Origin of the sequence: Embleya sp. AB8, assembly GCF_049739465.1 — a bacterium.
Taxonomy (GTDB): Bacteria; Actinomycetota; Actinomycetes; order Streptomycetales; family Streptomycetaceae; genus Embleya.
Map to the genome: position 1 here is coordinate 327,638 of NZ_JBMHHY010000002.1, position 15,856 is coordinate 343,493.

The 15,856-nt window shown below is 73.0% G+C and carries 14 protein-coding genes; all 14 read left to right on the forward strand.

Annotated elements, in window-relative coordinates:
- The first annotated feature begins 29 nt into the window (after nucleotides 1–29).
- Nucleotides 30–1,676, forward strand: a complete 1,647-nt coding sequence (locus tag ABIA38_RS04480; RefSeq protein WP_424637057.1) for an AMP-binding protein — start codon at nucleotides 30–32, stop codon at nucleotides 1,674–1,676.
- Between the two features lie 159 nt (nucleotides 1,677–1,835).
- A complete protein-coding gene (locus tag ABIA38_RS04485; RefSeq protein WP_424637058.1) occupies nucleotides 1,836–2,660 on the forward strand; it encodes a DUF5819 family protein in 825 nt (274 codons plus the stop codon).
- Entirely contained in the window at nucleotides 2,647–3,936 is a 1,290-nt protein-coding gene (locus ABIA38_RS04490; protein WP_424637059.1) for an HTTM domain-containing protein, read from the forward strand. Before ABIA38_RS04485 ends, ABIA38_RS04490 begins: the two co-directional genes overlap by 14 nt.
- 66 nt (nucleotides 3,937–4,002) lie before the next feature.
- A complete protein-coding gene (locus ABIA38_RS04495; RefSeq protein WP_424637060.1) occupies nucleotides 4,003–4,749 on the forward strand; it encodes a TrmH family RNA methyltransferase in 747 nt (248 codons plus the stop codon).
- Between the two features lie 127 nt (nucleotides 4,750–4,876).
- Nucleotides 4,877–5,731 carry an NTP transferase domain-containing protein gene (locus ABIA38_RS04500; RefSeq protein ID WP_424637061.1) on the forward strand — a complete coding sequence of 285 codons (855 nt, stop codon included), beginning with the start codon at nucleotides 4,877–4,879 and terminating at the stop codon, nucleotides 5,729–5,731.
- Nucleotides 5,732–5,751: 20 nt separating this feature from the next.
- The gene (locus tag ABIA38_RS04505; RefSeq protein WP_424637062.1) at nucleotides 5,752–6,942 is read left to right on the forward strand and encodes a molybdopterin molybdotransferase MoeA; all 1,191 of its coding nucleotides are present in this window, start codon (nucleotides 5,752–5,754) and stop codon (nucleotides 6,940–6,942) included.
- Nucleotides 6,939–8,087, forward strand: a complete 1,149-nt coding sequence (locus ABIA38_RS04510) for a potassium channel family protein (protein ID WP_424637063.1) — start codon at nucleotides 6,939–6,941, stop codon at nucleotides 8,085–8,087. Before ABIA38_RS04505 ends, ABIA38_RS04510 begins: the two co-directional genes overlap by 4 nt.
- A 9-nt stretch (nucleotides 8,088–8,096) precedes the next feature.
- The gene (locus ABIA38_RS04515) at nucleotides 8,097–9,077 is read left to right on the forward strand and encodes an NAD(P)H-quinone oxidoreductase (protein WP_424637064.1); all 981 of its coding nucleotides are present in this window, start codon (nucleotides 8,097–8,099) and stop codon (nucleotides 9,075–9,077) included.
- Nucleotides 9,078–9,242: 165 nt separating this feature from the next.
- Complete coding sequence (locus tag ABIA38_RS04520; protein ID WP_424637065.1) at nucleotides 9,243–9,944, forward strand: hypothetical protein; 702 nt, start codon at nucleotides 9,243–9,245, stop codon at nucleotides 9,942–9,944.
- Nucleotides 9,945–10,145: 201 nt separating this feature from the next.
- A complete protein-coding gene (locus ABIA38_RS04525) occupies nucleotides 10,146–10,910 on the forward strand; it encodes a hypothetical protein (RefSeq protein WP_424637066.1) in 765 nt (254 codons plus the stop codon).
- 101 nt (nucleotides 10,911–11,011) lie between these two features.
- The gene (locus ABIA38_RS04530; RefSeq protein WP_424637067.1) at nucleotides 11,012–11,590 is read left to right on the forward strand and encodes a PadR family transcriptional regulator; all 579 of its coding nucleotides are present in this window, start codon (nucleotides 11,012–11,014) and stop codon (nucleotides 11,588–11,590) included.
- Nucleotides 11,587–12,336, forward strand: coding sequence for an ABC transporter ATP-binding protein (locus tag ABIA38_RS04535; RefSeq protein ID WP_424637068.1), 750 nt, complete (start codon nucleotides 11,587–11,589; stop codon nucleotides 12,334–12,336). Before ABIA38_RS04530 ends, ABIA38_RS04535 begins: the two co-directional genes overlap by 4 nt.
- A complete protein-coding gene (locus ABIA38_RS04540) occupies nucleotides 12,333–15,155 on the forward strand; it encodes an FtsX-like permease family protein (RefSeq protein ID WP_424637069.1) in 2,823 nt (940 codons plus the stop codon). The genes ABIA38_RS04535 and ABIA38_RS04540 overlap by 4 nt, the downstream gene beginning before the upstream one ends.
- A 27-nt stretch (nucleotides 15,156–15,182) precedes the next feature.
- Nucleotides 15,183–15,716 carry a bacterial proteasome activator family protein gene (locus tag ABIA38_RS04545; RefSeq protein ID WP_424637070.1) on the forward strand — a complete coding sequence of 178 codons (534 nt, stop codon included), beginning with the start codon at nucleotides 15,183–15,185 and terminating at the stop codon, nucleotides 15,714–15,716.
- Nucleotides 15,717–15,856 lie beyond the last annotated feature (140 nt).

A 15,856-nucleotide genomic window follows, 5' to 3' on the forward strand; every position in this document is an offset into this window, starting at 1 on the left:
CGGACCGGATCGTGGTGAGGGAGTGCGGCATGGTGACGATCGCGGAGCTCGTGCATCGCCAGTGGAACGACGAACGGATCGGCCTGTACTTCGAGGACCGGACCTGGACGCACCACGAACTCGCCCGCGGCGCCGCCGCGCGGGCCGCGCTGCTCGCCGAACTGCTGCCGCGCGGGGTGGAGCCGCACGTGGGCGTCCTGCTCGACAACGTCCCCGAGTTCCCGCTGTGGTTGTCCGCCGCGGCCGTCGCCGGCGCCACCGTGGTGGGGGTGAACTCCACCCGGCGCGGCGCCGAGTTGGCGCGCGACATCACCCACGCGCAGTGCGCGGTCCTGGTCACCGAACGCGCCCACCTGCCGCTGCTTGCCGGGCTCGACCTGGGCATCGCGGCGGAGCGGATCCTGGTGGTCGACGACCCGGCCCACGCCGAACTGCTGCGGCCCTACGCCGATGCCGCGCTGCCCGCGCCGGTCGCGGATCCGGCGGATCGGCTGCTGATCGTGTTCACCTCGGGATCCACCGGCGCGCCCAAGGGGGTGATCTGCTCGCAGGGCCGGCTGGCCGCCGCCGGTAGCGCGCTGACCAGGCAGTTCGGCTTCGGTCCGGACGACGTCAACTACATCTGCATGCCGATGTTCCACGGCAACGCGCTGATGGCGAACTGGGCGCCGGCGCTGCGCGCGGGCGGCGCGGTGGCGTTGCGCCGGCGGTTCTCCGCGTCCGGGTTCCTGCCCGACGTACGACGCTATGGCGCGTCGTACTTCACCTATGTGGGACGGGCCGTCTCCTACCTGCTGGCCACCCCCGAGCGGGCCGACGACCGGGACAATCCGCTGCGCGCCGGGTTCGGCACCGAGGCGGGGGCGGTGGACATGGCCCGGTTCCGGGCGCGGTTCGGCTGCGCGTTGACCGAGGGGTACGGCTCGTCGGAGGGCGGGATGAGCGTCAACTGGCGGCCCGGGACCCCGGCCGGCGCGGTCGGGCCGTGTCCCGAACAGGCCGCGGTGCTCGATCCGGCGACCGGCGCGGAGTGCGCCCGGGCCGAGTTCGACGCGGCCGGGCGGCTGGTCAACGGGGACGCGGCGATCGGCGAGTTGGTCAACACCGGGCGCAGCGGCTTCGAGGGGTACTGGCGCGACGCGGCCGCGTCGGCGGCCCGGGGGCGGGACGGGCGGTACTGGACGGGGGACCACTTCTACCGGGACGCGGCGGGTTATCTGTACTTCGCCGCGCGTGCCGCCGACAAGTTGCGGGTGGACGGGGAGAACCTCGCGGTGGCCACGATCGAGGGGATCCTCGCCCGGTTCGCGCCGTTCGAGGTGGTCGTGGTCTACGGGGTGGCGGACCCGGTGACCGGGGATCAGGTGATGGCGGCGGTGCAACTGCGCGAGGGAACTTCGTTCGATCCGGTCGGCTTCGCCGCGTTCCTGGCCGAACAGGCGGACCTGGGCACCAAGATGGCGCCGACGTTCGTCCGGGTCGTGGCCGAGGTGCCGACCACGGCGACCAACAAGGTGCACAAGGTGGGCCTGCGTCGCGCGGGCTTTCGGGCGGCGGGAGAGGTGTGGTGGCGGCCCGAGCGGGGCGCGACGTATCGAGCGCTCGACGACGCGGGTCGAGGCGATCTGCTGGCCCGCTACCGCGCGCACGGCCGCGAGGGCGCGCTCGACCTGTGACCGGTCGGCCGGGCGCCCGAGGTGGAACACGTTCCAGGGTCACGGAACTCGCCACTACCGAGCGGTTGGCAGCGGTTTCGGTACGTCCGGCGGACCGGACCCGGTAGCGTGCCGGCAGCACGGGTCCGGACCGGCGGACCCATCGACCACGGGAGAGGCATGCAGTCGCCTGACGACACGGTGCCCGAGGAACCGGCGGATCGGTCGCGGCCCGACCCCGAGCCGGGCACGGCGGTGGGCACCGCGACCGACGGGCCGCCCGCGGCGCAGGTCCCGGCCCGGGTCGCGGACCCGCCCGCCGCCGTCCGGATCCCGGAACAGCCGGGCGAACGTGCCCCGGTCGACGTGCCCACGGAGCCGGCGGTGCCCGCCGACGAACGGCGCTCGACCGCGGTGCGCTCGGTCACGGCGGTGTTCGCGGTGCTCGCGATCCTGGTCACCCTGGTCCACGTCTTCTTCGTGTTCCTGCACGTCGCGCCCAGCAACACGCTGACGAAGGAGTACCAGAAGGAGACCGGCACCTGGGTCTATCCGTACTTCGAGCAGAACTGGGCGCTGTTCGCGCCCAATCCGATGTCGGAGAACTTCCGCGTGCAGGCGCAGTCGCGGGTACGCAACCCGGACGGCACGCTCACCGAGTCCGGCTGGTCCGATCTGACCGGGGACGACCTCGACCACATCCGGCACAACCCGTATCCGAGCAAGGCCGACCAGAACATGATCCGGCGCGCGTGGTCGAGCTACACCGACAGCCACGACCCCAAGGACGAGACGGCCATCGGCGGCCGGGGCAGCCTCATGGAGCGTTATCTGCGCCGGATCGTGGTGCACCGGTTCCAGGACGCGGGGCGGAACCGCTCGATGGAGTCCATCCGGATCCGGGTCGCGACCACGGTGATCGCCAAGCCGGACGCGAAGACCAAGCCGGAAACCCAATACCGCACGCTCGGCTGGTGGGAGACGAAGCCCGATGACTTCCGCTGAGGCCGGGACGCGTCCCGCGCCGACCGTCTTCCGCCGCGTGGAGGACGCCGTCGGCCACTGGCTGGTCCAGGCGCTGGACGCGGTCGGCACCCGCACCTTCGCGGTGCACCAGGCGGCGCTGTTGCGGATCGGCTACGGCCTGGTCTTCCTGGCCAGTCTGCTGCGCGAGTACCTCAACCGCCGGGAGATCTGGGGCGATCAGTCGGCCTGGTCGCCGGACATGGCCAAGGAGTTGCTGCACGGGATCGGCGGGGTCAGCCTGCTCCTGGCAAGCGACTCGCGGTGGTGGTTCGAGGGTGTCTACCTCGCGGCGATCGTGGTCAGCGCGCTGTTCGTGCTCGGGTGGCACACCCGGGCGACGAGCATACTGTTCGCGATCATGGTCGTGTCGTTCAACAGCCGGTCCATCCTGATGACCGACGGCGGCGACACGGTCCTGCTGCTGATGTCGATCTACCTCGCCTTCACCGCGTGCGGCCGGGTCTGGTCGCTGGACGCCCGGCGGGCCAGGCGTACCGGGATCCGGCCCGGCACCGGTCCGGGCCACGAGGTCGGCGTGCTGGTCGGGCTGATCGCGATGGTCGCGCTGGGCACCACCCGCCCCGGCGACTCGTGGGCGTTCCACCCGCAGCTCTCCTTCGCGTTCGTGTGCCGGTGGATCTGGATCCCGGGCATCGTGCTGGTGTTCGCCGCGCTGTGGCGGCTGCCGCGCGCGCTCGAACAGGTACGGGCCGGCCTGGTGACCGCGGTGCACAACTGCGCGCTGTTCGTGATCGCCGCCGAGGTGTGCTTCATCTACGGCGCGGCCGGGCTGTACAAGGTGCAGGGCTCGTACTGGCAGGACGGCACGGCGATGCACTACGTGCTCAACCTGGAGTACTTCGCGCCGTGGCCCGGGCTCGCCCACGCGCTCGGCTCGAATGCCGAACTGGGTGTCCTGATGGGCTACCTCACGGTGTTCGTCCAGGTCGGCTTCGTCTTCATGTTGTTCGCCAAGCGGGTCAAGTACGTCGCGATCGTGCTCCTGCTCGGGATGCACTTCGGCATCGCGGTCCTGCTCGGGCTGCCCGCGTTCTCCGCGTCGATGTCGATCGGCGACGCGTTGTTCCTGCCCACCGCGTTCCTGATTTGGACCCGATCGCGGGTGGTCGGGCGACTGGTGGACCGACTGCGCCGGCGACCCGCCGCGCGGGCCGAGACGCCGACGAGCGCAGCTCGGCCCGTCGGCGCCGACGGCGGACTGGAAGGGGTGTCCTCGACCGCGGGTCGGGTCTGATCGGTGCGGCCGGCCCGGTGCCCCGGCCCGGCCGGGGCACCGCGCGCCACGTCCTACCCTGCTGTCATGAACCCCCACGAGGTCGAGACCCTGGCGCTGTGGCGGGCCGCGGCGCCCGGGGCGGTCCTGCTGGACGGCTTCCACGCGGTCAAGCACGCGCTGCGGTTCGGCGCCGAGATCCGCCTGGTGCTGACCACCGACCGGGCGGCGGCGCGCGCCCTCGCCGACGAGCTCGCGGCCGACGTGGGCGGCTATATAGAGGAGACGGCGCGCGAGGTGTCCGCCGAACTGCTGCGCGAGCTGGCCCCGCGCGCCGGTCCGACCGGGGTGCTCGCGCTCGCCGGTCGGCCCGACCCCACGCTCCCCGCCGAGCGCGACGCGCCGGTCGTACTCCTGGAGAATCCGCGCAACCTGGGCAACGTCGGGGCGGTGGTCCGGCTGGCCGCCGGGTTCGGGGTGGCCGCCGTGCTGACCACCGGCGAGCTGGACCCGTGGCATCCGCACGTGGTCCGCGGCAGCGCCGGACTGCACTTCGCCACCTCGGTGGCCCGGGTGCGCCCGGACGAACTCCCCGCCGGACCGCTCTTCGTGCTCGACCCCGAGGGCGCCGACCTGCGCACGATCGAGATCCCGGACGACGCGGTCCTGGCCTTCGGCACCGAGCGGCACGGCGTCTCCGCGGCGCTGCGCGAGCGGGCCGATCGACTCGTGGCCATCCCGATGCGGCCGAAGGTGTCCAGTTACAACCTGGCGACCAGCGTCGGGATGACGCTTTTCCGCTGGTCCACCACCTCCGCCAACGCCCCCACGTGAGCGGCTGGGCGGCGGTGGATTCGGCCGGCGGGGTGGGCGAGCCGGGGTTGTCGGTGGGTGCGGGTGCGGGTCGGGGTGGTGGGGGCGGGTGGGTTGTGTGGTGCGCGGTTTTCGGGGGTGGTCCGACGTGAGCGGCTTCGACGTGGTGGTTCTGGCCGGTGGCGCGGCTCGGCGGCTGGCCGGTGCGGACAAGCCGGGCCTGCTCGTGGCCGGGGTGTCGCTGCTCGACCGGGTGCTCGCCGCGGCGGCCGGGGCCGAGCGGATCGTGGTCGTCGGGCCGCGCCGACCCACCGCCCGCGAGGTGGTGTGGGTGCGCGAGGACCCGCCCGGCGGTGGACCGGTGGCCGCGCTGGCCGCCGCGCTGCCCTCGGTCCGGGCCGCGAACGTCGTCCTGCTCGCGGCCGATCTGCCGTTCGTGCCCGCCGCGTTGATCGATCGGCTGGTGGCCGCCCTGGAGCCCGGCGCGGCCGGCGCGGTCGCGGTGGACGCCGACGGGCGTGATCAGTTCCTGCTCGCCGCGTACCGTACCGCCGCGTTGCGGGCCGAGGTCGCGGCCCTGGCGCGGCCGGCCGGCGTCGCGCTGCGCCGGGTGGTCGCACCGCTCGCCCCGCGCCGGATCCCGGCCGGGCCGGACGCCGGGTTCGACTGCGACACCTGGGCGGATGTCCGCGAGGCGCGAGCGCGGTCGGGGAGGATGGGCACAGCCCCGAAGAGGAGAGACATGACTGGCTTGGCAGAGTGGACCGAAGCGGTCAAGCGGGAACTGGGCATCGAACTGGACGTGGACATCCCGGCGTTGCTCGACATGACCCGGGTGGCCGCGCACCACGTGCAGCGCCCGGCTGCGCCGCTCACCGCCTTCCTGGTCGGCTACGCGGCGGCCAGTCGCGGCGGCGGGGAGACCGAGGTCGCCGAGGCGTTGCGCCAAGCGCAGGAGCTCGCCGAGCGGCACGGCCCCGACGCCGAGCCGGACACCCGATGATCTCTCGGGAGAGCCGGGCCGTGCCCCGACCCGAGCCGCGGCCTCGGCAGGTCCTGGGCTGGCCCGAGGCCCGGGCCACCGCCCGCGCCGCCGGTCGCCCGCTGCCCGCGGTCTCCCGCACCCTGCACCACGCGCGCGATCACGTGTTGGCCCGGCCCATCGTCGCGCTCACCGACCTGCCCTCGTTCGACACCTCGGCGATGGACGGTTGGGCGGTGGCCGGACCCGGACCGTGGCGGGTGCACGGCCGGCTGCTCGCGGGCGAGTCGGGCGCCGAACTCGCGGTGCTGCGCGACGGGGACGCGGTGGAGATCGCCACCGGCGCGCGGGTGCCGCACGGGGCCACCGCCGTGCTGCGCAGCGAACAGAGCCGGGTCGAGGGCCGCACGTTGTTCGGCGACGTGCACATCCAGCAGGGCACCGACATCCGCGCGTGCGGCCAGGAGTGCCGGCAGGGCGACGAGTTGTTGCCGGCGGGCAGCACCGTCACCCCCGGGGTCACCGGCCTGGCCGCCGCCGCCGGCTACGACGAACTGGTCGTGGTGGACCGCCCGCGAGTGGAACTGCTGGTCCTGGGCGACGAGTTGGTCGACTCCGGGCTGCCCAGGGACGGGCGGATCCGGGACGCGCTCGGCCCGCTGCTTACGCCGTGGTTGCGGACGCTGGGCGCCGACCTGCTGCGGGTGCGCCGGGTGCCGGACCGCCTGGACACCCTGCGCGGCCACGTCACCGCCTCGCGCGCCGACGTGGTGATCACCACCGGCGGCACCGCCGACGGCCCGCGCGACCACGTGCATCCGCTGCTCGTCGATCTGGCGGCGGACATCCTGGTGGATGGCGTCGCGGTGCGCCCGGGGCATCCGATGTTGCTCGCCCACCTGCCCGGCGAACGGCCGGGCGCCGGGCGTTATCTGGTCGGCCTCCCGGGCAACCCGCTGGCCGCGGTGGCCGGGATGCTTACCCTCGCGGTGCCGCTGCTGCGCCGGCTCTCCGGTCGGCCGGAGCCGCGTCCGCGCCGGATCCGGGTCGGCGCCGACCTGGCCGGCCACCCGCGCGACACCCACCTGGTGCCGATGCGCGGGGATCGGCCGCTGGCCTTCGCCGGCCCCGCGATGTTGCGCGGACTCGCGGTCGCGGACGCCATCGCGGTGGTGCCGCCGGGCGGGGTACGGGCCGGCGATCGGGTCGAGGTCCTCGGGGCGCCCCGATGAGGACCGTGCGCTTCCCCGACGACCGGCCGGCCGATCGGCGCGGGCCGCGTGGCGCGTTGGCCCGGCCGTTGCCGGCGCTGAAGCGGCGCTCGGCCGAACCGGCGGGCCTGGCCGGGCAGGCGGGTGCGACCGTACACATCCCCAAGGACCGTCCCGGGCCGCTCGCGCAGGTGTTGCGCCGGTTCGGGATGGCGCTGCTCGTGCTCGCGGCGACCATCCTGGTGGTCTACCTCGACCGCGACGGCTACCGCGACACGGTGGACGAGCATGTCTCGTTCCTGGACGCGGTCTACTACGCGACGGTCACCCTGTCCACGACCGGCTACGGCGACATCACCCCCGCGAGCGACGGCGCGCGTTTCGTGAACGTCGTGGTGATCACCCCGTTGCGGGTGGTCTTCCTGATCATCCTGGTCGGCACCACGCTCGAGGTGCTCACCGAGCGCACGCGCGAGCAACTGCGGCTCAACCGTTGGAGGTCCACGTTGCGCGACCACACGATCCTGGTCGGCTACGGCACGACCGGCTACAGCGCGGTACACACGCTGATGGCGCAGGGGGTCCCGCGCGAGCACATCGTGGTCGTCGACGCCGACCCGGAGGCGGTCGCCGAGGCGAGCGAGGACGACAAGCTGGTGGTGGTCTCGGGCGACGCGACCCGGGCCGAGGTGCTGCGCCGGGCCGAGGTCGAGCGGGCGCGGAACATCATCGTCGCGGTCAACCGGGACGACACCGCCGCGCTGGTCACGCTGACCGCGCGGCAACTCAACCGGCGCGCCTGGATCGTGGCCGCGGTCCGCGAGGACGAGAACGCGCCGCTGATCCGGCAGAGCGGGGCCGACTCGGTGGTCACCACCGCCAGTGCGGCGGGCCGGCTGCTCGGGGTCTCCATGCTCAGCCCCAACGTGGGCGAGGTGATGGAGGACCTGATGCACTACGGCGCGGGCATGGACCTGGTCGAGCGGCCGATCGACAAGCGCGAGACGGGCCGTTCGCCGGGCGAGTGCGGCGATCTGGTGGTGGCCGTGGTGCGCGGACACCGCACACTGCGCTACGACGATCCGGAGGCAGCGGTGCTCGGCGCGGGCGACCGACTCGTGGTGATCAAGACGCATAAGCCCCGCGCGACACCGGCCGACTCATAGGCTGAGGGCATGTACGCCATCACGATTGCCGAGCCGGGCGGACCCGAGGTATTGACCTGGGCCGAGGTCCCGGACGAGAAACCCGAACCGGGCGAGGTTCTGGTGGAGGTGACCGCGTCCGCGGTCAATCGGGCCGATCTGTTGCAGCGGCAGGGCTTTTATCGGCCGCCGGCGGGCGCGTCGGCGTATCCGGGTCTGGAGGCCTCGGGCACGATCGTCGAGGTCGGCGCCGGGGTGTCCGGCTGGGCCGTCGGGGACCGGGTGTGCGCGCTGCTCGCCGGCGGCGGGTACGCCGAGCGGGTCCGGGTGCCCACCGGCCAACTCCTCCCGGTGCCCGAGGAGATGGACCTGGTCTCGGCCGCCGCGCTGCCCGAGGTGGTCTGTACGGTCTGGTCGAACGTGTTCATGGTCGCCCACCTGCGCAAGGGCGAGACGCTCCTGGTGCACGGCGGCTCCAGCGGCATCGGCACGATGGCGATCCAACTGGCCGCGGCCGCCGGTGCCCGGATCCTGACCACCGCGGGCTCCGCGGCCAAGCTGGCGCGCTGTCGCGAACTGGGCGCCGAGGTCACGATCAACTACCGGGACGAGGACTTCGTCGCCCGGGTGCACGAGGCCACCGACGGCGTCGGGGTCGACGTGATCCTGGACAACATGGGCGCGAAGTATCTCGATCGCAACGTGGACGCGCTCGCGGTCAACGGGCGGCTCGTGGTGATCGGCCTCCAGGGCGGCGCCCGGGGCGAGTTGGACCTGAGCAAGCTGCTCGCCAAGCGGGCCGCGGTGGCCGCGACCACACTGCGGGCCCGACCGCCGGCCGAGAAGGCGGCGATCGTGGCGGCGGTGCGGGAGCATGTGTGGCCGCTCCTGGAGTCCGGGCGGGTCGAGCCGATCATCGATCGGGTGTTGCCGATCGCCGACGCGGCCGAGGCACACCGGGTGGTCGAGGAGAGTGGGCACATCGGCAAGGTGTTGCTGAAGGTGCGCTGAGCGTGCGGTGCGCCCCGGGCCGCGGTGGCCCGGGGCGCAGTGGCCCGGGTCGGGCCGAGGCAGGGCCGCACGCCCTGCCGCCGGACGAATGAAAATCGGATGATCATCCCGATGTGATGAATGTCGCTCAATGGGTCCTTTGTCGATTTTCCTTAGCCTGACGACATGCCTACCCCCGGCGGCTTCGCACGTCGACTGGCTGCCGGGTGTGTATCGGCGGCGACCCTCGTCCTCCTCGGTGCCCCGGCGTTCGCCGGGGCACCGGCGCCCGGCCCCCGGCCCGCCTCGGCCGGGGGGTTCGCGGCGCCCGCGCCTTCTGCCGCGTCGTCGCCGGCCGCCACCCCGCGTGGTCTGGCGCCCGCGCTGCACCCGGATCCGCCGGTGCCCGCGCGTATGCCGGTCGTGCCGACCGGGCCGAACCGGCCGGCGCCGACCGCGAACGCCGCCACCCAGGAGGAGTGGGAACGACTGCTCGACCGACTGGCCGCGCACGGCGTCCGGCCGCTGACCGACGAGTCGGGTCAGGCGGTCCTCGACGTCGAGCACGAACTCGTGCTCACCGGCGGGAACGAGGGCCTGGACGCGCTGCGTTCGTGGGGGGCGGAGATCACCGCGGACGATCGCCCCGGGGTGTACGCCGTGCGCTCCGGCGGTCGAGTCGTCGCGTGGTATCTCCTCGAACCCGACCCGGCAGGCTCGCCCGCCACTCCCGCTCCGGTCACGCCTCCGACCTTCGATGCGCCGCCCACACTGCCCACAACGGGTCCGTCCGTTGTCGATTTGACTCTGATCGCCCTCGGAGGAGCCGGTATCGTCTGCGCCGGTGGCCTGCTCGTCCGGTGTTTCCCGGCGCCGCGACGACGCTGAGCCGCACGACGGGCGTCGGTTCCGCCGGGCAGACTGTGTGTCTGGCGCATCGTTGATGAAGGGTGCAGGCTCGTCGAGGATGCGGATCGTGACACGGCGACACCTTCCGGCAACGTCCGACCGGTGGTGGGGGAGGCAGGCGTGATGTGGTCGATCCGCGGGTTTCACCGGCGGATGCCGTTGGGCCCGACGATCATCGCGTTGACCCTCATCACGCTGCTCGTGCTCACGAACGTGTGGAATTCCGGCCCCGGCATGCGCGCCCGACACGACGGATCCGCGCCCAGCCCCGCCGACATCCCCCCACAACTGCCCGCCCAGGACCAGAGCGTCGAGGCCACCCCCGCGCCGGGCGGTGGTGCCACCCCCGGGCCCGGCGGCGCGCCCGCCAACGGACAACCGGTCCCGGTGCCCACGATCACCGTGACCGAGACGACGACCGCGCCGGCCGGTTCGGCGGGCAACACCGGCAGCCGGCCCGGCGGCACGAGTGCCGCGCCCGGCGCGAGCGGGCCGTCCGGCGGCTCGGGCGGCGGCCCCCCGGCCACCGCCGGCGGCTCCGGCGGTTCCGGCGGCGGCTCGCCCACCGCACCGCCCCCGATCGGCGAGCGGTTCCGGGTGACCGACGTCCGGCTCGTCGCGGACCGGGCCAACGGCTCCTACGTACGCTGCAACGGCCTCGACCAGGTGCAGTTCATCGGCACCATGCTGGTCGACGGCACGGGTGAGGGCGACGTCGTCTACCAGTGGATCTACGACAAGGTCCGGGCGTTCCCGCAGGACGTCATGCACTTCACCGGCACCGGCCCGCGCCAGCAGAGCGTGCCCGTGCCGTGGCCGATCCCGGCCCAGCTGATCGGCGGCTTCACCGGCGCGGTCCAACTGCTGATCCTCCAGCCGATCGCCAACGCGCAGACCAAGTACTACACGTTCAACTTCAACTGCCGGTTGCCGTTCACCGACTGATCGCGGCGCCCCCTCTCACCTCTCACCGCACGGCTCACCCGTGTCGGCTTCCCGACGTGCCGCCCTTGTGGTTTCGAGCATACCGGGTATACATACTCGGTATGTCCATCAAACACGGCCTGCTCGCCCTGCTCGATCAGGGTCCCCGCTACGGCTATCAGCTGCGGACCGAATTCGAGGCCCGGACCGGATCCACCTGGCCGCTCAACGTCGGCCAGGTCTACACCACGCTCGGTCGACTGGACCGGGACGGACTGGTCGCGCCCGACGGCGAGGACGACGAAGGGCACGTCTTCTACCGGATCACCGACCGGGGCCGGACCGAACTGCGGGCCTGGTTCGACGCGCCGGTCTCGCGTACCAACCCACCCCGGGACGAACTCGCGATCAAGCTCGCGATGGCCGTCACCGTGCCCGGAATCGAGGTCGGCGCGGTGGTCCAGGGACAACGCGCCCACACGCTGCGCGCGTTGCAGGACTACACCCGGCTCAAGACCCGCGCCGCCGAGGACGACCTGGCCTGGCAACTCGTCCTGGAATCGCTGATCTTCCACGCGGAGGCCGAGGTGCGCTGGCTGGACCACTGCGAGGCGCGACTGGCCCGGCGGGCCGCCGAGCGCGAACCGGCCCCCGTGGCCGAGCGGCCCGCACCCACCCGCAGGCGCGGAGCACGCCGATGACCACACGCACAGGGGGCAGCGTGGCACCGGTGTTGGAACTCAGGTCGGTGGGTCGGATCCACGGCCGGGGCGAGGTCCGGGTGCAGGCCCTGGCCGAGGTGAACCTGACCGTCGTACCGGGCGAGTTGCTCGCCGTGATGGGGCCCAGCGGCTCGGGCAAGTCGACCCTGCTGATGCTCGCCGGCGGACTGGACACGCCCACCGACGGCGAGGTCCTGGTCGAGGGACAGCCGCTCGGCGCGCTGGGCCGGCGCCGACTGGCCGCGCTGCGCCGACGCAGCGTCGGCTACGTCTTCCAGGACCTCAACCTGCTCCCGGCCCTGACCGCCGCGGAGAACGTCGCGCTCCCGCTCGAACTCGACGGCGGATCGATCCGCAAGGCCCGATCGGCCGCGCAGGCGGCGCTGACCGAGGTCGGCCTCGAACACTTCGGGGAGCGCTTCCCCGACGACATGTCCGGCGGTCAGCAACAACGCGTCGCGATCGCCCGGGCGTTGGTGGGCGCTCGTCGGCTGGTGCTGGCCGACGAGCCGACCGGCGCGCTGGACTCGACCACCGGCGAGGCGGTGTTGCGGGTGTTGCGGGCGCGCTGCGAGGCGGGCGCGGCGGTGGTCCTGGTCACCCACGAGGCCCGGCACGCCGCGTGGGCGGACCGGATCGTCTTCCTGCGCGACGGCCGGCTCGTGGACGACACCGGCCATACGGCCTCCGCCGAGTCGCTGCTCTCCCGGGGCGGTTCGCGATGAGCATCGGCTCGTGGCGGGCGACCCTGCGGATCGCCCGGCGGGACGCGCTGCGGGCCAAGGGGCGCAGCGCGTTGATCGTGGCGATGATCGCGATCCCGGTGCTGGGGATGAGTGCGGCGGATGTGACCTGGCGCAGCGTGCAACTCGATACCGACGAGGTGATCTCGCGCTCGATCGGGCAGGCGGACGCCCGGGTGCAGGGCTTCGTGCATCGCGACGGCGCGTCGGTCCCGGACCAGTTTTCGGCCGCGATCCGGCAGGAGCCGGGGGGCAACAACTGGCAGTTCGTCAACCGGGGTTCGTCGACGGCTCCCGGGACTTCGTCCCCGAGCACGGTCGGTATGCCGGTGGTGCGGGACCTGGGCTCGGTGATACCGGGGATCACCGAGACGTCGGTCGACCGCACCGCCTGGGGAATGGTGGCGACCGCGCACGGTCGGACCGACGTGCCGATCCGCGAGTTCGACTACGCCGGGCCGCTCGCGAAGGGCATGGTGTTCCAGCGTGCGGGTCGGGCTCCGCGCGCCCTCGACGAGGTGGTCGTCACCGAGGCACTGCGCCGCTCGGCCGGCTATCGGGTCGGCGGAGACCTGATCGAGAAGGCCAGCGGACGGACCTTTCGGATCGTCGGCACGGTGGATCTGCCGAATGATCTGCGCGCGCGTACGGTGATCGCCGCGCCGGGGGCCGTGCTCGACGCGATGACCTCCCGTCAGGGGACGAGCGGGTCCGCGGTGGAGACCTCCACGCTGATCCGGGTCCGGGGCGGCGTGCCCTGGGACCGGGTCCTGGCGGCGAACCGCCAGGGATTCGTGATCCGGTCCGCCGCGGTGTTGCGGCATCCGCCGGCCAGGGCGGACTGGACCTACGAGAGTCCGCAAACGTGGGCCGACTCGCGCGCGCTCCGGCTCGGCGGTATCGGCCTCGGGCTCGGATTGCTGGAGATGATCCTGCTCGCGGGTCCGGCGTTCGCCGTGGGCGCCCGCCGCAAGCGGCGCGAACTCGGGCTGATCGGGGTGGCGGGCGGCAGCCGTCGGCACATCGGCGGGGTGGTTCTCGGCGGCGGGGTCGTGCTCGGTGTGGTCGGCGCCGTGCTCGGTACCGCGCTCGGCATGGTGGTCGCGGCCCTGATGCGCTCGTGGTTCGCCGAGCGGTCCGGTCGGCTCCTGGGCCGATACGACGTGCGGGTGCTCGAATTGCTCGGCATCGGCGTGGTCGGGGTCGTGGTCGGCATGCTCGCCGCGCTGATCCCGGCCTGGCTCGCGGCCCGGGAGGACGTCGCGGCGTCGTTGACCGGCCGCCGCGGGGTGCGTCGCGGCTCGCGCGTGTTGCCGATCGTCGGGATCGTGGCCGCCGCGCTCGGCACCGGCATCGCGATTTACGGCGCGGATCGCGCGGACGACACGATCATCGTCGCCGGCCTGGTGGTGGCCGAACTCGGCCTGGTCGCGTGTTGTCCGGCGCTGATCGGGACGGCCGCGAGGCTCGGTCGGTTCCTGCCGCTGAGCCCGCGGTTGGCGCTGCGCGACGCGGCCCGCAGCCGGCCGCGCAGCGCGCCCGCGGTGGCCGCGGTGATGGCCGCGGTGGCGGGCTCGGTGGTGGTCGCGGTGGTGTGGTCCAGCCAGACGGCGGACGAGCGGAACATGTACCGACCCAGAGTGCAGAAGAACCACGTCGTGGTCCAATTTTCCGACCGTGCGCCCATTCCCGGCGTGCCGGACAGCGGGCGGGTCACCACAAAGCAGGCCGAGGAGGTGCGCCACGCGGTGGAGCAGACTCTGCCGGGGGCGAAGGGCGGTCTGCTCGACGAGCTGAAGGGGCCGTGTACCCGGGGCCCGGCCGGATGCCTCGTCTACCAGGCCGAACAACTGCCCGAGCTCCGGTGTCCGAGGGATGTCGACGCCGACCCGGTGCGGCGGTGGAACGATCCCAGGTGCGGGCTCGGGCCCGAGACGGCCAACCACTTCTTCCAGTCCGTGGTGGGGGACGCGGACACACTGCGCCGACTCACCGGGGCGGACGACCCACGAGCGGCCGAGACGTTGGCCCGGGGTGGGATCGTGCTGTTCAAGGACGGCTACGTCGGCGCGGACGGCACGGCCGAAGTGTGGACGTTCGAGAACGGCAGCTCCCGGGTTCGACCCGATGGGCGGCGCGAATCGGTTCGACCCGTCGTCCGGCTGCCTGCGGTGACGGTGCGGGCGCCCTTCGCACTGAGCGGCATGTTCGCCTCGCCGGCGGCAGCCGCCACGCTCGGTGCGACTCCCAAACCGGGCGGCGTGGTCTACGACGCCGGGCGTTCGCCCTCGGACGCGCAGAAGGAGCGACTGCAGGAGCGGTTGGCCGGGATCTCCGAGGCCACCTCCCTGTATATCGAGCGCGGCTTCCAGGGCAAGGACGACGCGCGCCTGCTGCTGCTCGCCGTCTTCGCGCTGGTGATCACCATCGGCGCGTCCGGAGTGGCCACCGGCCTCGCGCTCGCCGACGCGCAGCAGGACCTGGCCACGCTCGGTGCGGTGGGCGCGCCGCCGGGGGTGCGGCGCAGGTTGTCCGCGTTCCAGAGCGGGGTGATCGCCTTCCTGGGCACCGCGCTCGGCCTTGCCGCCGGGGTGCTCGCGGGGGTGGTGGTGCAGCGCGGGCAGAAGTCGGCGCTGTGGGACGAACTGCCGGCCGAGGCCAAGCTTCGGCTGCCCACCCCCGAACTGGTGATCCCGTGGCCGCAGCTCGGTCTCGCGCTCGTCGTGCTGCCGATCCTGGCGGCCCTGCTCGCGGCGCTTTTGACTCGATCGCGTGCTGTGCTGCGTACCAGGACGGGTTAGCCGGCCGACGCTCCTAGGATGAGATGTATGGAGACGCCGAACAACGCAGCGAATGGTGAGAACCCGCAGGTGGTGATCGTCGGGCCGGATGGCATGGCGCTCGGCGGCGGCCTCGGTGAAGAGGGCGGTGAACTCGCGGTGACCGACATGGTCGAACAGCCCGCGAAGGTCATGCGCATCGGAAGCATGATCAAGCAGCTCCTGGAGGAGGTGCGGGCGGCTCCTCTCGACGAGGCGAGCCGGGTGCGTCTGAAGGAGATCCACGCCAGCTCGATCAAGGAACTGGAGAAGGGGCTCGCCCCGGAACTGGTCGAGGAGCTGGAGCGGCTGTCGTTGCCGTTCACGCACGACTCGGTGCCCAGCGAGTCCGAGCTGCGGATCGCGCAGGCACAGCTGGTGGGCTGGCTGGAGGGGCTCTTCCACGGCATCCAGACCGCGCTGTTCGCGCAGCAGATGGCGGCCCGCGCGCAGTTGGAGACGATGCGTCGGGCGCTGCCGCCCGGCGTGGTCCCCGGCGGACCGGGTGAGCCGCCGCACACCCAGTCGGGTCCGTACCTCTAGGTCCGGTCGCGACCGGACCCGGGACGCCGGATCGGCGTCCCGGCCGGGACGTGGGTCGGGTCGGTGTCCGATGGCGCCGGCCCGGTGCGCTCTCGTCGTGTCTCTGACAGGCTGTCGGCGATGCGACGGGAGCGCTTTTC